This is a genomic window from Allosphingosinicella sp., assembly GCF_059502505.1.
Window position 1 is genome coordinate 145,381 of sequence record NZ_JCACEU010000020.1, and the last position, 18,883, is coordinate 164,263.

At 66.8% G+C, this 18,883-nt stretch carries 19 protein-coding genes; 12 read left to right on the forward strand and 7 right to left on the reverse strand.

The features are described from left to right. Positions 1-169 precede the first annotated feature (169 nt). Entirely contained in the window at positions 170-700 is a 531-nt protein-coding gene (gene infC / locus AC5JBD_RS16460; RefSeq protein WP_495722907.1) for a translation initiation factor IF-3, read from the reverse strand. 121 nt (positions 701-821) lie between these two features. Continuing rightward, entirely contained in the window at positions 822-2,825 is a 2,004-nt protein-coding gene (gene thrS, locus AC5JBD_RS16465) for a threonine--tRNA ligase (RefSeq protein ID WP_495722908.1), read from the reverse strand. A 116-nt stretch (positions 2,826-2,941) separates the two neighbouring features. Here thrS and AC5JBD_RS16470 point away from each other — a divergent pair, with 116 nt between their 5' ends. From AC5JBD_RS16470 to AC5JBD_RS16485, 4 genes are all read left to right on the forward strand, one after another. Then, positions 2,942-4,048, forward strand: a complete 1,107-nt coding sequence (locus AC5JBD_RS16470; protein ID WP_495722909.1) for a YjgN family protein — start codon at positions 2,942-2,944, stop codon at positions 4,046-4,048. A 4-nt stretch (positions 4,049-4,052) separates the two neighbouring features. Then, complete coding sequence (locus AC5JBD_RS16475) at positions 4,053-5,114, forward strand: M48 family metallopeptidase (protein WP_495722910.1); 1,062 nt, start codon at positions 4,053-4,055, stop codon at positions 5,112-5,114. Positions 5,115-5,256: 142 nt separating this feature from the next. Continuing rightward, entirely contained in the window at positions 5,257-5,997 is a 741-nt protein-coding gene (locus AC5JBD_RS16480; protein WP_495722911.1) for an alpha/beta fold hydrolase, read from the forward strand. Next, positions 5,994-6,740 carry a tetratricopeptide repeat protein gene (locus tag AC5JBD_RS16485; protein WP_495722912.1) on the forward strand — a complete coding sequence of 249 codons (747 nt, stop codon included), beginning with the start codon at positions 5,994-5,996 and terminating at the stop codon, positions 6,738-6,740. The genes AC5JBD_RS16480 and AC5JBD_RS16485 overlap by 4 nt, the downstream gene beginning before the upstream one ends. On the opposite strand, the gene AC5JBD_RS16490 is transcribed toward AC5JBD_RS16485, so the two are convergent. Then, entirely contained in the window at positions 6,728-7,459 is a 732-nt protein-coding gene (locus AC5JBD_RS16490) for an SIMPL domain-containing protein (protein WP_495722913.1), read from the reverse strand. The genes AC5JBD_RS16485 and AC5JBD_RS16490 overlap by 13 nt on opposite strands. A gap of 170 nt (positions 7,460-7,629) precedes the next feature. On the opposite strand from AC5JBD_RS16490, the gene AC5JBD_RS16495 reads away from it, so the two are divergent. The 4 genes from AC5JBD_RS16495 to AC5JBD_RS16510 are packed head-to-tail and all read left to right on the forward strand — an operon-like array spanning position 7,630 to position 9,733. Beyond that, on the forward strand, positions 7,630-8,082 hold the full coding sequence (locus AC5JBD_RS16495; RefSeq protein WP_495722914.1) for a VOC family protein: 453 nt from the start codon (positions 7,630-7,632) through the stop codon (positions 8,080-8,082). Then, positions 8,076-8,543 carry a VOC family protein gene (locus tag AC5JBD_RS16500; RefSeq protein ID WP_495722915.1) on the forward strand — a complete coding sequence of 156 codons (468 nt, stop codon included), beginning with the start codon at positions 8,076-8,078 and terminating at the stop codon, positions 8,541-8,543. The genes AC5JBD_RS16495 and AC5JBD_RS16500 overlap by 7 nt, the downstream gene beginning before the upstream one ends. After that, positions 8,524-9,279, forward strand: coding sequence for a hydroxyacylglutathione hydrolase (gene gloB / locus AC5JBD_RS16505; protein WP_495722916.1), 756 nt, complete (start codon positions 8,524-8,526; stop codon positions 9,277-9,279). The genes AC5JBD_RS16500 and gloB overlap by 20 nt, the downstream gene beginning before the upstream one ends. A gap of 46 nt (positions 9,280-9,325) precedes the next feature. After that, positions 9,326-9,733, forward strand: a complete 408-nt coding sequence (locus AC5JBD_RS16510) for a hypothetical protein (RefSeq protein ID WP_495722917.1) — start codon at positions 9,326-9,328, stop codon at positions 9,731-9,733. 26 nt (positions 9,734-9,759) lie between these two features. On the opposite strand, the gene AC5JBD_RS16515 is transcribed toward AC5JBD_RS16510, so the two are convergent. The 4 genes from AC5JBD_RS16515 to AC5JBD_RS16530 all read right to left on the reverse strand — a co-directional run bounded on the left by AC5JBD_RS16515 (position 9,760) and on the right by AC5JBD_RS16530 (position 14,867). Beyond that, positions 9,760-11,553, reverse strand: coding sequence for an AMP-dependent synthetase/ligase (locus tag AC5JBD_RS16515; protein ID WP_495722918.1), 1,794 nt, complete (start codon positions 11,551-11,553; stop codon positions 9,760-9,762). 80 nt (positions 11,554-11,633) lie between these two features. Continuing rightward, positions 11,634-13,340 (reverse strand): gamma-glutamyltransferase, encoded by a 1,707-nt coding sequence (gene ggt, locus AC5JBD_RS16520; protein WP_495722919.1) that lies wholly within the window; start codon positions 13,338-13,340, stop codon positions 11,634-11,636. Between the two features lie 38 nt (positions 13,341-13,378). Further along, the gene (locus AC5JBD_RS16525; RefSeq protein WP_495722920.1) at positions 13,379-14,455 is read right to left on the reverse strand and encodes a quinone-dependent dihydroorotate dehydrogenase; all 1,077 of its coding nucleotides are present in this window, start codon (positions 14,453-14,455) and stop codon (positions 13,379-13,381) included. Beyond that, positions 14,412-14,867, reverse strand: a complete 456-nt coding sequence (locus tag AC5JBD_RS16530) for a hypothetical protein (protein ID WP_495722921.1) — start codon at positions 14,865-14,867, stop codon at positions 14,412-14,414. The genes AC5JBD_RS16525 and AC5JBD_RS16530 overlap by 44 nt, the downstream gene beginning before the upstream one ends. 109 nt (positions 14,868-14,976) lie before the next feature. On the opposite strand from AC5JBD_RS16530, the gene AC5JBD_RS16535 reads away from it, so the two are divergent. The 4 genes from AC5JBD_RS16535 to AC5JBD_RS16550 all read left to right on the forward strand — a co-directional run bounded on the left by AC5JBD_RS16535 (position 14,977) and on the right by AC5JBD_RS16550 (position 18,883). After that, a complete protein-coding gene (locus AC5JBD_RS16535) occupies positions 14,977-15,384 on the forward strand; it encodes an SUF system Fe-S cluster assembly regulator (RefSeq protein ID WP_495722922.1) in 408 nt (135 codons plus the stop codon). Further along, complete coding sequence (gene sufB, locus AC5JBD_RS16540; RefSeq protein ID WP_495722923.1) at positions 15,384-16,868, forward strand: Fe-S cluster assembly protein SufB; 1,485 nt, start codon at positions 15,384-15,386, stop codon at positions 16,866-16,868. The genes AC5JBD_RS16535 and sufB overlap by 1 nt, the downstream gene beginning before the upstream one ends. A 111-nt stretch (positions 16,869-16,979) precedes the next feature. Continuing rightward, positions 16,980-17,723, forward strand: a complete 744-nt coding sequence (gene sufC, locus AC5JBD_RS16545; RefSeq protein ID WP_495722924.1) for a Fe-S cluster assembly ATPase SufC — start codon at positions 16,980-16,982, stop codon at positions 17,721-17,723. Next, the gene (locus tag AC5JBD_RS16550) at positions 17,720-18,883 is read left to right on the forward strand and encodes a SufB/SufD family protein (protein WP_495722925.1); all 1,164 of its coding nucleotides are present in this window, start codon (positions 17,720-17,722) and stop codon (positions 18,881-18,883) included. Before sufC ends, AC5JBD_RS16550 begins: the two co-directional genes overlap by 4 nt.

Below are 18,883 nucleotides of genomic sequence, written 5' to 3' on the forward strand. Positions count from 1 at the left end.
TTCAGAGCTACCGGGAAGGAGTGTTTGTCACCAGCGAAACCCGCAGTTTCCCGCCGTTTCCAGCGGTTTTATTGCATTTGCGCAACAAACCAGTTTCAGGTCGAAACGGATCAGAAATGGCTTCCGTTACGGAAAGCTGAGCTTTCCGCTAACGTAAGCGCCAGCCGGCTTATTTGGGGGAAAGCACCATCAGCATCTGGCGGCCTTCCATGCGCGGATGCTGCTCGACCTTGGCGGCGTCGATCGTGTCCTCCTGGACGCGCTGCAGCAGCTTCATGCCGAGTTGGCCGTGCGCCAGCTCGCGGCCGCGGAAGCGCAGCGTGACCTTCACCTTGTCGCCTTCGCCGAGGAACTTCGAAATCGACTTCATCTTCACGTCATAATCGTGATCGTCGATATTCGGACGCATCTTGATCTCCTTGATCTCCTGCGTCTTCTGGCTCTTGCGGGCGAGATTGGCCTTTTTCTGGGCCTCATATTTGAACTTGCCGACATCCAGGAACTTGCAGACGGGCGGATCGGCGTTCGGGGACACTTCGACGAGGTCGAGTCCGACCTCGGCCGCCTGCTCGATCGCCTCGCGGGTGAACATCACCCCCAGGTTCTCGCCATTCTCATCGATCACGCGCACCTTGGGCACGGAGATGAATTCGTTGAAGCGAGGTCCGTTCATCGGCGGCGCCTGGGGGCGCCTCATCATCGGGGGACGTATAGTCGTATCTCCTTGAGAGTCTGAATGACTGACTCACGTAATAAAGACGCGAGCTGAATTAAAGATGTCCCGGCGGCGGAACGTTGCTTTTCCGCCGCTCTGTTGCCGATCAGACGCGAAGGTCGGGCGGCAGCGCTTCGGCCTTCAGCCGCTGCACCACTGCATCGAGCCCCAGCGCCTCCTGCCGCGCGTCCGTGCCGAGCGGGCGCAGCGCCACGGTGCGCTCCTCGGCCTCCCGCTTGCCGATGACGAGCAGGTTCGGAACCTTCTTAAGGCTGTGCTCGCGCACCTTGTAGTTGATCTTCTCGTTCCTGAGGTCCGTTTCGACCCGCAGCCCCGCCTTGCGGAGCTCCGCCGCCACCTCCTCGGCATAATCGTCCGCGTCCGAGACAATCGTCGCCACCACCGCCTGCACCGGCGCCAGCCAGAGCGGAAACTTGCCGGCATGATGTTCGATCAGGATGCCGAGGAAGCGCTCGAACGTGCCGAGGATCGCGCGGTGGAACATCACCGGCCGGTGCCGCGCCCCGTCCTCGCCGACATAGGAGGCGTCGAGCCGCTCAGGCAGCACGTAATCGAGCTGCAGGGTGCCGCACTGCCAGGTCCGACCGATAGCATCGGTCAGGTGGAATTCGAGCTTGGGCGAATAGAAAGCGCCCTCGCCCGGCAGTTCCTCCCAGCCATATTCCGGCGTGGCACGGCCGGTGAGGCGCACCGCCTCGCGCAGGTCGCTCTCCGCCTTGTCCCACATCTCGTCGCTGCCGAACCTCTTCTCGGGCCGCAGCGCCAGCTTGATCGCGTAATTCTCGAAGCCGAGATCGCGATAGACGAGGTCGAGCAGGTCGCAGAAACGCCGCGTCTCCTCGATGATCTGGTCCTCGCGGCAGAAGATATGGGCGTCGTCCTGCGTGAACTGGCGCACGCGCAGGATGCCGTGAAGCGCGCCGTGCGGCTCGTTGCGGTGGCAAACGCCGAACTCGGCCAGCCGCATCGGCAGATCGCGATACGACTTGATGCCCTGCCGGAAGATCAGCACGTGCGCCGGGCAGTTCATCGGCTTCAGCGCCATCAGATCGCCTTCGCCCGAGAGGACCGGCCCTTCCTCCTCGGTGTTGGGCACCTCGTCCGGCACCACGAACATGTTCTCGCGATATTTGCCCCAGTGGCCGGACTGCTCCCACTGCCGCGCGTCCATCAGCTGCGGCGTTTTCACCTCGAGATAGTCATGCGCGTCGAGCCGGCGGCGCATGTAAGCTTCGAGCTGCCGCCAGATGATATAGCCGTTGGGATGCCAGAAGACCGATCCATGCGCCTCCGCCTGGAGGTGGAACAGGTCCATGTCCTGGCCGATCCTGCGATGGTCGCGCTTCGCCGCCTCCTCCAGCCGCACGAGATGCGCGTCGAGCTGCTTCTTGCTCAGCCAGCCCGTCCCGTAGATCCGCGACAGCATCGCATTCTTCTGATCGCCGCGCCAATAGGCGCCCGACACACGCGTCAGCTTGAACGCATCGGGCGCGAGCTTCCCCGTGGTGGCAAGATGCGGCCCGCGGCACAGGTCCAGCCACCCGCCGGAGCGGTACATGGTGATCGGCTCGCCCTCGGGCAGCTCCATCACCCATTCCGCCTTGAACGTCTCGCCCTGATCGATGAAGAACTGCCGCACCTGCTCGCGCGTCCAGACCTCGCGCACCAGCGGCTCGTCGCGCGCGATGACGCGGCGCATCTCCTCCTCGATCGCAGGAAGATCGTCGTCGGTGAACGGCCCCCGCTCCGGATTCGGCGCGAAGTCGTAATAGAAGCCGTCCTCGGTGGCCGGCCCGAACGTGATCTGCGTCCCCGGGAATAGGTTCTGCACCGCCTCGGCGAGCACATGTGCATAATCGTGCCGCGCCAGCTCCAGCGCGTCGCGCTCGTCCTTGGCCGTGATCAAAGCGAGCTCGGCATCTTCCTCGAAGGGGCGCATGATGTCGCGCACCTCGCCGTTCACCCGCGCCGCCAGCGCAGCCTTGGCCAGCCCCGGCCCGATCGCGGCGGCGACGTCGGCCGGCGTAGTCCCCTGCTCCACCTCGCGCACGGAGCCGTCGGGAAGGGTGATGCGGAAATGCTGCGTCATGATGCCCGCGCATGTAGCGATGGCGCTCGGGAACCTCCAGCCCCGAAGCGCGCGGCTTTCCGCAACTTGCCAGCGACGCACGCCCCGGCCATGCTGCTGAAAAATCAGGGGGTGGGATGAACGACCATTGGGGCGGTCAGGCGGCCGCGGAGGCGCCGCGCGGCGCGACGATCGACTTTACCGGTCGCTGGCAGGAATTCCTGCCGGTCGCGCTGACCAACCTGCTGCTCACCATCGTGACGCTCGGCATCTACCGCTTCTGGGCGAAGGCGCGGGAGCGCCGCTATCTCTGGAGCCGCACCCGCTTCGTCGACGACACGCTCGAATGGACGGGCACCGGCACCGAGATGCTGGTCGGCTTCCTCATCGTGATGGCGATGCTGCTGCCCGCCTTGCTGATCCTCAATTTCGGCATCGAGGCGATGATCCTCAGGGGCATGTTCGTCGCGGCCGGCGTCACCGCCTTCGTCCTCTACGGCCTGCTCTTCTACCTCTACCATGTCGCCCGCTTCCGCTCGCTCCGCTATCGCCTGAGCCGGACCTACTGGCGCGGGATCCGCGGCGGCAGCGACCATCCCGGCTGGCATTACGGCTGGTCCGGCACCTGGAAGACCGCCGCCGGCTGGGCCGTGATCGGCCTGCTCGTCCCATGGTCGATGACCCAGCTCTGGAACGAGCGCTGGAGCAAGATGAGCTTCGGCCCCTTCGCCTTCACCGCCAACGCGCACGAGAACGGGCTGATGAAGCGCTGGCTTCTGGTCTATCTGACGCCGGTCGTCGGCATCGTCCTGATGATCGTCCTCGGCGTCGGGGCTGTCTTCATGAGCGCCGGCCCTGGCGAGGAGAGCGGCCCGCCGATCGCGCTGATGGCGAGCATCTTCCTCGGCATCGGCCTTACCTATCTGACCTTTCTGCTCGTCAGCCTCAGCTTCTACGCCCTCTTCTACCGCCACGTCGCGGCAGCAACGGCGATCGGGGACGTGCGCTTCACATTCACCGCCCATACGAAGGACTGGCTGAAGCTGATCCTGGGCCATATCGGCCTGGTCATCGTCACCCTGGGCGTCGGCCTGCTGTTCCTCGGCTACCGGAACTGGTCCTTCATCGTGCGCCACATGGAAGCCTCGGGGTCGATCGACTTCGAGCAACTGACCCAGTCGGAGACCCGCGCCCCGGGCGATGCCGAAGGCCTCGCCGACGCCTTCGACTTCGGCGCCATCTGAGCCGATGATCGAGGCCTGGTTCTACGACGGTCACAGTGCCGTCAAACGCTCGGCAATGGTGGCGGCTGCCGAAGGGGGGCTCCGGTTGGCCGCCCCTTCCGGTGCCGAAGCCTTCGTCGCGACCGAGCAGCTCACCCATGTCGAGAGCCGTGATCGCGAAGAGGTTTACGGCCACAAGGAGATCGGAGGCTGGCGGCTCGGCATCCCGAAACCGATCCCCGCCGAGCTCGAAGCCATGCTCCCCCGCCGCCAGGTCTATGGCCGCTGGATCGATCGTGTGGGCATCGTTCCAGCCCTGGTGGTCGCCGTGCTGATCTCGGCGGCCGTGCTCCTTGCCGGCGCGCAGCTCCCGGACCTGCTCGCGCCGCATGTGCCGGTGAGCTGGGAGCGCCGCTTCGGCGACGTCCTCGTCGGCAACATCGATGAGCGCACCTGCAGTCGGGAGGAAGGGCAGGCCGCGCTCGACAAGCTCGTCGCGACGCTCACGCCCCGCCACCGGGAGCTCAAGGTGCGGGTCGCCGATATCGGCATCGTAAACGCCGTCGCGCTTCCCGGCGGCAACATCGTCATCTTCAAGCAACTGCTGCTCGAAGCCGAGAGCCCCGACGAAGCGGCCGGCGTGCTGGCGCACGAGATCGCCCATATCGAGAATCGCGACGTCACCCGCGCAATGATCCGCCATTACGGCCTCAGCATCCTGCTGACCGGCCTCGGCGGCAATACGGGCGGCAACGTCGATACCTTGCTCACCGCCGGCTACAGCCGCCAGGCGGAAGGCCAAGCCGACCGCGACGCGATCGCCGCCCTCGGCCGCGCCGACATCTCGCCCGCGCCCACCGCCAAATTCTTCGAGCGGATGGACAAGATGGAGCGCAGCCTGCCGCAGCTCGACGAGACGTTGAGCTATATCTCGACCCACCCGCTCTCGAAGAACCGCCGCCAGCTCTTCCAGAACGCAGCGCAGAAGGGCCGCACCTATCGCCCCTCGCTGACTGAGCACGAGTGGGGCGCGCTGCAGGACATTTGCTGGCAAGGCCCGGTCGAGCCGAAGCGGGTGGATAGGTAAAGCCCACCCACTCACACCGCTCGCCCTGAGCCTGTCAAAGGCTGTCCTTCTCTTCCAGCGCCGGGAGAAGATCAGGGCTTCGACAAGCTAAGCCCGAGCAGTGGGGTTAAATCGAGGCCGGTGTTCGGCTAGTCCGCCCGCCATGATTGACATCCATCATTTCGACGCCGGCGGCGACCGCCGCCTCGCTTACCGCCTGCGCGAGGGACGCGGGCCGACCATCGTCTTCCTGCCCGGCTACATGTCCGACATGGAAGGCGGCAAGGCGGTCGCCCTCGACGCATGGGCGGAGACGCAGGGCCGCGCCATGCTCCGCTTCGATTATGGCGGCTGCGGCGCGAGCAGCGGCGATTTCGACTCCCAGGGTCTCGCCGACTGGCGGAACGACGTGCTCGCCATGGTCGATGCCTTCACCGAGGGGCCGGTGGTGCTGGTCGGCTCCTCGATGGGCGGCTGGCTGATGCTGCTCGCAGCCTTGTCGTGGCCGGAGCGCGTGGCGGGTCTCGTCGGCATCGCGCCCGCGCCCGACTTCACCAGCTGGGGCTTCACTCAGGACCAGAAGATGACGATCCTCCAGCACGGCAAGCTGGAAGAGCCCTCGGCTTACAGCGATCAGCCCTATGTCACCACCCGCACCTTCTGGGAGAGCGGGGAGTCGCTGCGCCTGCTCCACGCCGACATCGACATCCATTGCCCGGTGCGGATCCTCCATGGCCAGGCCGATCCCGACGTCCCCTGGGCCTGGTCGCTGGAGCTGATGAAGAAGCTGCGTTCAGCCGACGTGCAGGCGACTTTCGTCAAGGACGGCGACCACCGCCTGTCGCGCCCGCAGGACATCGCTCTCCTCATCGCGACGGTGAACAGCCTGCTGGAGACCCTGTGATTTCGCTCCTCATTGCGCTCGCGGCCGCCCAGGCGGCTCCCGTCACGCCGGACAGCTGCGCCGCGACCATCAAGGCATCGCCCGAGCAGGCCGTCACGATTGCCAGTGAGTGGCGGATCAAGGGCGGCGGACTCGATGCCCGCCAGTGTCTCGGCCAAGCCTATGCCGCGCTCGGCCGCTGGGCGCCTGCCGCCACCGCCTTCGAGCAGGCGGCGATGGACGCGCAGGTCGCCAAGGATCCGCGCCTCGCCGACTTCCGCGTCCAGGAGGGCAATGCCTGGCTCGCCGCCAAGGACCCGCTCAAGGCGCGCCGCGCCTTCGATGCGGCCCTCATCGCCGGCATCGCCTCCCCCGAGCTGGAGGGCGAAGTCTATCTCGACCGCGCCCGCGCCCTTGCCGCGCTCGGCGACGCCGCCGGCGCCCGCGCCGACCTCGACAAGGGGCTGGCGCTGGTCCCCGGCGATCCGTTCGGCTGGTATCTCTCCGCCGCGCTCGCCCAGCGCGAAGGCGATCTCGTCCGCGCCAAGACGGATATCGCGAAGGCCGTGGCGGGCGCGCCCGACGACGCCGACATCCTCCTCCTCGCCGGCAACATCGCCGGCCTCTCCGGAGAGCTCGACGCCGCCCGCCACTTCTTCACCCGCGCCGCCAAAGCCGCGCCCGACTCGCCCTCCGGCAAGGCGGCCTCCGCAGCCCTCGCCGCGAACGCCGCCCCCGAACCGCCCGAGCCTCAGTTCAAGTAGAATTCGATCGTCGTCACGACCCGGACCTTCTGCAAAGGCGAGGCGCCGGCCGAGGAGCCACCTTCCCCATCGACATCGCCATCGCGGGCGCCAATCGAGAAATAGCCCTGCGTCGCCTGCTTGATGCCGCCCACCGCCGTGCCGCTGTCCTTGGCGAATTGCTGCGCGCTTTCCCGGGCGCTGTGCGTCCCTTCGGCGATCATCGCGGGCTTGATCTGGTTCAATTTGGTGAAGCTGTAGACGATCCCGCTCCCCTCCTCGAGCGCGACTCCACTGCGGATCAGGTCCGCCTGCCGCGCATGCGCCGCCCGCGCCTTCATCACGTCGGTCGTCCGCAGCTGCAGCCGCCGCCGCACCGTCACGCTCTGCCGCTGGCGCGCATTGTCGTAATAGGAATTGACGCTGGCGCCGGTGTCGCTCAGCTCCTCCGGCCTAAAGCCCATTCGCGCAAAAAAGGCGCGCACCGCCCGCGTCTTCTCGTCGACCGAGGCCTGGACCGGCCCAAGCTCCGGCCCCTCTTCCGAAAAAGCGATCGTCCAGGTGGCGAGGTCCGCCGTCACGTTGCGCTCGGCAAGCCCCCTTACCGTTACCGACCGCTCCGCCATCCGCGCCCGCCTAAGCCCATCGCCGAGCAGATAGCCGGCCAACACGATGCCCAAGGTGAAAATCAGAACCGCAGCCAGAATCGTCGTCCTGTTGTCGCGCCACGCCTCAGCCATTTCTCGTTCTCCTGCCCGCGCGGAGCCGCCGCACGGGGTAGCGGCAGAAAGCAGGCCTCACGATGAACCGTGCATTTATAGCGGTGAGCCGAGCTGCTGTTCTGGATGCACTGTGGCGTTGAAGACACGCGTCATGTGGAGCAGAAGGCGCCCGTCAGCAGGAGGTTCGGTTGAAATATCTGCACACGATGATCCGCGTCTCGGACCCGGAGGAGACCATCCGCTTCCTTAACCTTGTCGGCCTTCAGGAAGTTCGGCGAATGGAGAGCGAGCAGGGCCGCTTCACGCTCATCTTCCTGGCCGCGCCGGAGGATATGAACGGCCCGGGCGAGCGTGCCGATGCGGAGGTAGAGCTCACCTACAATTGGCCGTCGGAGAATAGCGACGCCGAGCGCTATGGCGGCGGCCGCAATTTCGGCCACCTCGCCTACCGCGTCGACGACATCTACGAGACCTGCCAGCGCATCATGGACGCGGGCTACACGATCAACCGACCGCCTCGCGACGGCCACATGGCCTTCGTGCGCACGCCCGACAACATCTCGATCGAGCTGCTCCAGGCGGGCGACCGGCTGCCGCCGCAGGAGCCCTGGGCCTCGATGCCGAACACCGGCACATGGTGAGCGTCGCGCCCGAAGCGCAGCCGGAAGGGGCAGCCACCTCGACCCCGCGCCGCGAGGCGGGCCTGCTCATCAACATCGACGTGCCGGACATCGAAGCCGGCATCGCTTTCTATACGACCGCGCTCGGCCTCCATGTCGGCCGCCGCTTCGACGACGACTTCGTCGAGCTGCTCGGCCGCGATGTGCCGATCTATCTGCTCAGGAAGGATGAAGGCACCGCGATCGGGCCGGCCGGCGGCGACATCCGTCGCTACAATCGCCACTGGAGCCCGATCCATCCCGACTTCGTCGTCGACGATATTGAGATGGCGCGAGCGGTCGCACTCGCTGCCGGCGCCGTCCAGGAAGGGGAAACCTGCGACGCGCCCTATGGCAAGCTCGCCATGTTCGCCGACCCGTTCGGCCACGGCTTCTGCCTGATCGAGTTCAACAAAAGGGGCTATGATGCCCTCCTCCCTTGAGATCGTCCGCATCCCGGCGCTCAGCGACAATTACATCTGGCTCGTCCACGAGCCCGCCTCCGGCGAGACCATGGTCGTCGACCCGGCGGAGGCGGAGCCGGTGCTTGCCGAAGCCGAGGCGCGCGGGTGGCCGATCAGCCAGATCTGGAACACGCACTGGCATCCGGACCACACCGGCGGCAACGCGGCGATCAAGGAAGCAGCCAAAAGGGCGGGGGGCGTGTGCACCATCACCGGCCCCGCCGCCGAAGCCGATCGCATCCCCACGCTCGATCGCCAGGTGCGCGAAGGCGACACCGTCCGGCTCGGCGCGATCGAGGCGCAGGTGATGGAGGTCCCCGCCCACACCGCCGGCCACATCGTTTACTATCTGCCGTCGGAAGCCGTTGCCTTCGTCGGCGACACCTTGTTCGCGATGGGCTGCGGCCGCCTGTTCGAAGGCAATGCCGAGCAGATGCACGCCAATCTCCAGCGCCTTGCCGCTTTGCCGCCGGAGACTGAAGTCTATTGCGCCCATGAATATACGCTCTCGAACGGCCGCTATGCCCTGGCTGCCGAGCCGGACAATGAGGCGATCCGCGCCCGCATGTTGCGGGTCGAGGCGGCCCGTGCCGTCAATGAAGCGACGGTCCCGACCACGATCGCGCTTGAACGGGCCACCAACCCGTTCGTCCGCGCGACCTCTGCCGAGCAGCTTGCGGAGCTGAGGCGCGGAAAGGATAATTTCAGAGGCTGAGGGGCGTTCCTGCGCCCCGTGCGTTGCCTTTTGGATGGAGGCAGAGATGAAGACGATCCTGGCAATTTCCCTGGCCGCTCTGGCGACTGCCTGCGCGCCCGCCGATCCGGTCGCGACCGCGGAGCGGGCGGAGGCGGACGCGATGCAACTGGCCGACGCCATTCGCGATCGGACGCCAGGCGAACCGATCAGCTGCGTCAATCAGCGCGACCTGCGCGGCAACCGCTCCGCCGGCGAAGGCGCCGTCATCTTCACCGGCGCCGGCAGCCTCATCTACGTCAACCGCCCGCCTGCGGGCTGTCCGGAGCTCGACTCCGGCCGCGCCCTGATCACCCGCACGACCACCGGCCGCCTCTGTCGGGGCGACATCGTCTCCGTGGTCGATCCGGTGACCGGCACCAACTACGGCTCCTGCGGCCTCGGCGACTTCGTCCCCTACCGCCGCAGGAGCTAAGCCCTCTCCCCAGCGGGGAGAGGGAGCTACTTTTTGTAGAGCGCGTCCAGCCGATCGCCATAGACCTGCTTCAGGACATGCCGGCGGATCTTGATCGAGGGGGTGAGCTGCTCGTTCTCCACCGTGAACGGCTCGTCCGCGATCACGAAGCGGCGCACCTTCTCGATCACCGACAGGTCCTTGTTGACCCGGTCGATCGCTGCCGAGATCGAGCGATAATAATCGGGATCCTTGCCCAAAGCGGCAAAGTCGAAGGCGCGGCCGTTCTTGCGGCACCACTCGCAGGTCCATTCGGGATCGGGCACGATCAGACCCACCACGTACGGCCGCCGGTCGCCGACCACCATCGCCTGGATGATCTCCGGCTGCAGCGTCAGCATCCCCTCGACTCGCTGCGGCGCGACATTGTCCCCCTTGTCGAGGATGATCAGGTCCTTCTTCCGGTCGGTAATGACGATCCGGCCCTGCTCGTCGATGTGACCGACGTCGCCGGTATGCAGCCAGCCGTCGATGATCGTCCGCTCGGTCTGGGCCGGGTTGCGCCAATAGCCCTTCATGACGAGCTCGCCGCGCACCAGGATCTCGCCGTCCTCGGCGATCCGGACCTCGGTATTCTTCATCGGCGGCCCGACCGTGTCCATCTTGATGCCGGCGCGAGGCCGGTTGCAGCTGATCACCGGCCCCGACTCGGTTTGGCCGTAGCCCTGCAGCAGGGTCAGCCCCAGCGAGTGGAAGAAGATGCCGACGTCCGGATTGAGCGGCGCGCCGCCCGACACCATCGCCTTGATCCGCCCGCCGAAGCGCTTCGAGATCTTGGGCCGCAGCGTCCGGCCGAGGATCAGCCGCATCGGCTGGTCCCAGAGCGGCACCTCGCCGGCATAGTCCTTGGCACCGATGTCGAGCGCGCGAGCCATCAGATAATTGGTGAGCTTGCCCTGCTTCTCGATGCTCTTGAGGATGCGCTGCCGCAGCACCTCGAACAGCCGCGGCACGACGACCATGAGCGTCGGCCGCACCTCCTCGATATTGGATGCGAGCTTCTCGAGGCCTTCCGAATAATAGATCTGGGCGCCGAGCGCGATTGGGAACATCTGCCCGCCGCTATGCTCATAGGCGTGGCTGGCCGGCAGGAAGGAGAGGAACACCTCCGCATCCCAGCCGAAGTCGGTCGAGATGATGTCGATGCAGCCCTCGACATTGTGGAGGATCGCGCCGTGATGCTGCATCACCCCGCGCGGTGCGCCGCCCGTGCCCGACGTGTAGATGATGCAGGCAAGGTCCGAACGCTGGAAGGTCGCCGCCGCTGCACACGCTTCCACGTCCGGCGTCTCCGCCGCGATCAGCGCCGGCCAGTCATGGAAGCTGATCGTCGCCGACTGGGCGCCGCGGATCGGCTCGATGCCGATCACATGCTCGCAGACGTTCGACTGCACCACTGCCGGCAGCAGCGCCTTGGCCAGCTTCTCCGACGAGACGATCACCGCCCGGGCGCCGCTATCCTCCAGGATGTGGAGGTGATCGCGGGTCGTGTTGGTGGTGTAGGTCGGCACCGTCACGCAGCCGGCGGCCATGATCGCCAGGTCGGCCATGCACCATTCCGGCCGGTTCTCCGACACCAGCATCACATTGTCGCCGGGCCGGAGGCCGATCCGCTTCAGCGCCGTGGCGAGCGAGGCGACCGTCTCGGCCGCCTGCCGCCAGCTGATCGAGCGCCATTGCCCGTCATTCTTCGCCCACAGGAACGGCCGGTCGCCGCCCTGCGCCGCGCGCTTGAAGAACATCGCGACGAGGTTCGGGAAATGCTCGAGCTGCCGCGCCATCGCTGCTTTATTCTCTCCGCCAATTCTCAGCGCGGGAGGCTGCTCGAAAATGGATGCTGAAACAAGTTCAGCATGACGAGCTATTGGGACAAAGCCACGCCTTCGCTGCGCGGATCGGCGGCGCCGAGCCAGCGGCCGCCGACGCGCTCGACGGCATTGGCCTTGAAGCCCGGCTCCCGCACCGTGACCTTGTGACCGAGGGCGGTGAGCGCCGGGACCAGGCGCTCCAGGGGCGTGCCGCGCTCCACAGCGATCCCCTGGCCTGCCGAAGTCATCGTCGGCAGCGCGATCGCGTCGCGCGCCGAGCGGCCCCAGTCGACCACGCCGATGATCGACTTGGCGACCTGCATGATGATCGTCGGTCCGCCCGCCGCGCCGAGCGCCAGCCGCACCTCGCCGTCCGGGCCGTAGACGATCGTCGGCGACATCGAGCTGCGCGGGCGCTTGCCGCCCTCGACCCGGTTGGCGACCGGAACGCCATTCTCCTCCGGCACCACATGGAAGTCGGTGAGCTCGTTGTTGAGGAACATGCCGTCGACGGTCACGCCCGATCCCCACGGCGCCTCGATCGTCGAAGTCAGGGTGGCGACATTGCCCCAGCGGTCGGCGGCGGCCATGTGCGAGGTGCCGGCGGGCTCCTCATAAGGCACCATTGCCACCCGCGTCGCGCCCGGTGGGTTGCCGTGAGTAACGTGGGGAATCACGCGGTCGCGGCGGATCAGCGCGGACCGGCTGGCCAGATAATCGGGGTCCATCAGTCCTGCCGTTGGCACCGGAACATGGTCGGGATCGGCGAGGTAGGCCTCGCGATCGGCATAGGCCAGACGCATCGACTCGCCGATCAGGTGCCACGCCTCCGGGCTGTCCGGTCCCAGCGCCGACAGGTCGAATCGCTCGAGCTGCTTGAGGATCGCAAAGACCGTCGTCGCCCCCGAGGAGGGCGGTCCCATCCCGCAGACCCGGTAACTCCGATACGTCCCGCACCTGACCTCGCGCTGCTGGGCGTCGTAGGTGACGAGATCGCCCTCGGTCATCGGCGCCGGGTGGCGCGGCGCCGTGTTGACGGCGCGAACGATCCGGTCTGCAATCGGTCCGGTGTAGAAGGCGTCCGGACCGCCGCGGGCGACCTCCTCCATCAGCGCGGCAAGCTCCGGATTGCGGATGGTGGCGCCCACCGGTTTGGGCTGGCCGTTGGCTTCGAAGAAAGTAGCGCGGGCCCATGGCGTCAGCTTCAGCGCGTCGGGCCGCCAATCGGCCACCGCATCCTGGCCGCGCGGAGTCAGCTGGAAGCCATCGCGCGCCAGGCGGATCGCCGGCTCGAACAGCCGCGCCCAGGGCAGCTTGCCGTGCTTGGCATGAGCGAGCGCGAACATGCGGACATTCCCTGGCACGCCCGCCGCGCGGCCGCCGATCGAAGGATTGTCGATCACCTTGCCGTTCGCATCAAGGAACCAGGCCGGGCTTGCCGCCGACGGCGCTTCCTCACGGCCGTCGAAGCTGGTGAGCGCATCGCTGCCCTCGTCATGATGCACCAGGAAGCCGCCACCGCCGATGCCCGACGATTGCGGCTCGACCACCGTCAGCGCGATCGCCATCGCGATCGCCGCGTCGGCCGCGCTGCCGCCAGCCCGCAATATCTCGCGTCCCGCTTCCGCCGCGCGCGGATCGGCGGCCGACACGACGCCGCTCCCCGCGACGACCGGCGGCGCCGTGTCCTGCGCCGTCGAAGCCGCGCAGGCGCTCAGCAGGAGAAGGGGCAGGAGCGGACGGAGGAGGCGGGTCAACATCGGCGCGACACTAGCCCCCTGCGCCGCAGCGGCAAGCGCTAAGAAAGCCCGTCTGTTCCGACCGCCTCCGCGACGTTGCGAAAGCCGTGGCGGCGAAGCAGCCGCCTGAGGTCTCGCGCCATCGTCCTGGCCAGCCCCGGCCCGGAATAGACCAGGGCGGTGTAGAGCTGCACCAGGCTCGCTCCCGCCCGGATCCGTTCGAACGCATCCTCGCCGCTGCCGATGCCGCCCGCGGAGATCAGCGGCATCGCGCCGCCGGTCGCGCTGCGGAAATCGCGCAGCCGCTGCAGCGCGAGCGGCTTCAGCGGCGCCCCCGAAAGCCCGCCCGACTCGTCGCGGGAGCGCGATTTCAGCTTGGGGCGTGAGATGGTGGTGTTGGCGACGATCAGAGCATCGAGCCGCCGGTCGGCCGCCACGGCTGCGATATCATCGATGTCGGCCCGCTCCAGATCGGGCGCCACCTTGAGGAACACAGGCGTATCGCCGCGCGCCTCCATCACCGCAGCGAGCAACTCGTCCAGCGCCCCGCGATCCTGTAAAGCCCTGAGGCCCGGCGTATTGGGCGAGGAGATGTTGACGGTGAGATAGTCGCCGAGCGGCGCCATCGCCCGCGCGGCCATCGCATAATCGGCGATCCGGTCCGAACTGTCCTTGTTCGCGCCGATATTGATGCCGACGATGCCGCCCCGCTTGCGCCGCTCCAGCCGCGCCCGCGCCGCCTCCAGCCCGCCATTGTTGAAGCCCATCCGGTTAATCACTGCCCGGTCCTCCGCCAGGCGAAACAGCCGCGGCTGCGGGTTGCCCCGCTGCGGCTGCGGCGTAAGCGTCCCCACCTCCGTGAAGCCGAATCCCAATCGCAGGATCTGACCGAAGACCTCCGCATCCTTGTCGAACCCGGCGGCGACACCGATCGGATTGGGGAAATCGAGCCCCGCCACCCGCACCCGGAGGCGCGGGTGCGGCTCGGTCCGACCCGCCGGCATCAGCTTCAGCGAGGCGATCGTCAGCCGGTGCGCCGCCTCCTCCTCGATCGAGAAGAGCAACGGCCGGATCAGCGGGAACAGCGCCACCTCAATCCACCCACTGCAGCACGAAATCGCGCAGCGCCCGCGCATCGTGCAAGGCGTTGTGCGGCACCTTGCTGTTCATCGCGGTGCTGAAGCCCGGGCTGCTGACGAATTCGAAGCGCATGCTGCCTACCGGCGCAATCTCGTTCGGCCCCGTCACCAGCAGCATGCAGAAATGCGCGATATCCTCCGGCCAGTCGGCGACGATCACCGGATCCCGGTCCGCTGCCAGATAGCGGGCAAGCTCGGCGGCCGCCTCCTCCCGCGAAACCGGCTCGCTGTAAAACCCCTGAGGCACGGAGCGCAGATACGGCAATACGTTCCGCTGCACCCAGCCGTGCACCTCCTCCGGCAGCTCCAGCACGGCGTAATATTCCTGGTCCCCATGCTCCGGCACAAGGCCGAGGCTGATCAGTTCGCCCGCAAATCCGTTGAACTCGGTATCGAGGAAATAACGCATCGGGACGCCCATAAAGGCACATCCTGATGTGTGCGAGGGGCGGTGGCGCTTGATTTCCCGCCACAACGGGCCCAGATGGCAATCGGATCGAATTGCTCCTATTTCAGATATGCGCCTCACCTCCCTTGCCGATTACGCCGTGGTCATGATGGCCGCAGCCGCGCGCCACCGCGAAGGCGCGCGGCTGTCGGCGACCCTGCTGGCGGGAGAAACGGGCGTGCCGCTGCCGACCGCGCAGAAGCTGATGGGCCGCCTTGCCGCCGCGGGTCTGCTGACCTCCGTCCGCGGCACCGGCGGCGGTTTTCAGCTCGCGCGCGCGGCGGACGGCATCAGCCTGGTGGACATCATCGAGGCGGTGGAAGGACCAATCGCCATGACGACCTGCGTCGATGAGGCACGCAATGACTGCGCCCTTGACGGCCATTGCCAGGTCAAACCCCATCTGAGCGCCGTCAATGGCGCCGTCCGCGGAGCGCTCCAGGGCGTCTCGCTCGCCAGTCTAGCCGAGGCCAAATAATGTCGTCCGACGAGATCAACGTCCGCAATCAGGAAGCCCAGGATGCGATCGATCGCGCCTCCAGCTACGAATGGGGCTTCACCTCGGACATCGAGCAGGAATTCGCGCCCAAGGGGCTGAGCGAAGACACGGTCCGCTACATCTCCGCCAAGAAAGGCGAGCCAGAGTGGATGCTCGAATGGCGGCTCAAGGCCTATCGCGCCTGGCTGACGATGGAGGAGGTCACCTGGGCCAAGCTCGACATCCCGGCGATCGATTTCCAGGACGCGTACTATTATGCCGAGCCCAAGCAGAAGCCGACGCTCAAGAGCCTCGACGAGCTCGACCCCGAGATCCGCCGCACCTACGAGAAGCTCGGCATCCCGATCGAGGAGCAGAAGGTCCTCGCCGGCGTCGAGGGCGCGCGCAAGGTCGCGGTCGACGCGGTGTTCGACAGCGTCAGCGTCGCCACCACCTTCCGCGAGGAGCTGAAGCGCGCGGGTGTGATCTTCCTCAGCATTTCCGAAGCTGTCCGGGAATATCCGGACCTGGTGCGGAAATACCTTGGGAGCGTCGTGCCCCAGCGCGACAATTTCTTCGCCTGCCTCAACAGCGCCGTCTTCTCCGACGGCACCTTCGTCTACATCCCGGAAGGGGTGCGCTGCCCGATGGAGCTCAGCACCTATTTCCGCATCAACGCCGCGAACACCGGCCAATTCGAGCGCACCCTGATCGTCGCCGACAAGGGCAGCTACGTCTCCTACCTCGAAGGCTGCACCGCCCCCATGCGCGACGAGAACCAGCTCCACGCCGCGGTGGTCGAGCTGGTCGCGCTCGACGATGCCGAGATCAAATACAGCACCGTCCAGAACTGGTATCCCGGCGATGCCGAGGGCAAGGGCGGCATCTACAATTTCGTCACCAAGCGCGGCGCCTGCCGCGGCGACCGCTCGAAGATCAGCTGGACCCAGGTCGAGACCGGCTCCGCCATCACCTGGAAATATCCGAGCTGCATCCTCCAAGGCGAGAGCAGCGTCGGCGAATTCTATTCGGTCGCGCTCACCAACAATCGCCAGCAGGCCGACACCGGCACCAAGATGGTCCACCTCGGCAAGAACAGCCGCTCGACCATCGTCTCCAAGGGCATCAGCGCCGGCCGTTCCAACAACACCTATCGCGGCCTCGTCCGCGTCAATGCCGGCGCCGACAATGTCCGCAACTTCACCCAGTGCGACAGTCTGCTGCTCGGCGACCAGTGCGGCGCCCACACCGTCCCCTATATCGAGGTGAAGAACCCTTCGGCTCAGATCGAGCACGAGGCCACCACCTCGAAGATCAGCGACGACCAGCTCTTCTACGCCATGCAGCGCGGCCTCAACCAGGAGGACGCGGTGGCGCTGATCGTCAACGGTTTCGCCAAGGAAGTCCTGCAGCAGCTCCCGATGGAGTTCGCCGTGGAGGCGCAGAAGCTGCTTGGGATCAGCCTGGAGGGTTCTGTTGGCTAGAACGCCACCAGCCTCCGCTCGTCCCGAGCGAAGTCGAGGGGCGTTGGCACCGACTCATCACGAGCGCCCTTCGACTACGCTCAGGACGAACGAGATTTTGGAACTGCATTGATGCTCAAGATTGAAAACCTCCACGCCGAGATCGACGGCAAGCAGATCCTCAACGGGCTGACGCTCAGCGTCGGCGCGGGGGAGGTGCATGCGATCATGGGGCCGAACGGCGCCGGCAAGTCGACGCTCGGCTATGTGCTCGGCGGGCGGCCCGGATATGAGGTGACGCAGGGCTCGATCGTCTTCGACGGCAAGGACCTGCTCGACATGGCGCCAGACGAGCGCGCCGCGGCGGGCCTGTTCCTCGGCTTCCAATATCCGGTCGAGATTCCCGGCGTCTCCAACGTCCAGTTCCTGCGCACCGCGATCAACGCCCAGCGCCGCGCCCGCGGCGAGGTGGAAGTGAGCGCCGGCGACTTCCTCCGCCTCGTCCGCGCCCAGGGCGACGCGCTCGGCGTCTCGATGGACATGATGAAGCGCAACGTGAATGTCGGCTTCTCGGGCGGCGAGAAGAAGCGCAACGAGATGGTCCAGATGGGCCTCATCGACCCGCGCCTCGCCGTGCTCGACGAGACCGATTCCGGCCTCGACATCGATGCGCTGCGCGTCGTCGGCGACGGCATCAACCGCATCATGCGGGGGCCCGATAAGGCGGTGCTGCTCATCACCCACTATCAGCGCCTGCTCGACATCGTCGAGCCGGACCATGTCCACGTGCTGGCGGAAGGCCGCATCGTCCGCTCCGGCGGCCCCGAGCTCGCCCACCAGCTCGAGCGCGAAGGTTACGGAGCCATTGCGGCATGAGTTTGCTGGAGCTCCCATCCAACCGACAGGAAGGCTGGCGCTGGAGCGACCTCTCCGCACTGCCTGAGATTGCCGCCCGCCGGCCTGCCGGTACGGTGCCGGAGGCGCTGCCGTGGATGGACTGCGCCCGCGAGGGACCGCGGCTGGTGTTCGTGGACGGCAAGCTTGCGGCGGAGCGAAGCAATCTCGGCACGATCGAGATCGGCGCCGTCCATACCGATCCTGCCGATCACGCGCTCGCCCGGCTCGTCAGGAATGAGGGCTGGAAGCTGAAGCTGGGCCGCCACCATGCACCGCAGGGGCTGGTGCAGATCGTCCACGTCACCACCGGCGGTGCGGATCATCTTCCTGCCGAGATCGAGCTGGACGTGGACGCCCAGGCATCCGTGGTCGAGACCTACATCGGCGAGGGCTGGGCGAACCGCCTCACCCGCATGACCTTGTTCAGGGGCGCGCGGCTGATGCTGAGCCGGCGTCTTCTCACCGGCAGCGGCTTCGTCAGCCTGACCGACCGGGCCATCATCGGCGAAGGCGCGAGCCTGGTCGCGGTGACGGTCACCGCCGGCGGCGCCGATACGCGGATCGACGGCCAGGTGCATCTCGCCGGCGAGGCGGCCTATGCGGAGTTCGGCGGCGCCCTCCTCGCCCGCGGCGCGCAGCGTCATGACGCCAATCTCGTCGTCCGCCACAATGCCGCTGGCGGCGTCAGCCGGCAGGTCTGGCGCTCTGTCGCGGACGACAAGTCCATCTGCTCGGTCGCCGCCCGCGTCGAGGTCGCCCGCGGCGCGCAGAAGACGGACGGCGAGCAGTCGCTCAAGGGCCTGCTTCTAAATCGCGGCGCCACGATCAACGCCAAGCCCGAACTGGAAATCTTCGCCGACGACGTCAAATGCGCCCACGGCGCCACGGTCGGCGAGCTCAACCGCGACGCCCTCTTCTACCTCGCCAGCCGCGGCGTGCCGCCCACCGAAGCCAAGGCGCTCCTCACCCAGGCCTTCGTCGCCGACGCCATCGACCGCATCGGCGAGGAAGAGGTGCGCGATGCCTTCCATGCAGATGCAATGGGCTGGCTGAACCAGGAGCCGTTCGTGTCGAGCGAAGTCGAGACACGCCTGCACGAGCGCTTCTCGACTTCGCTCGAAGCGAACGGAGAGGGTTGA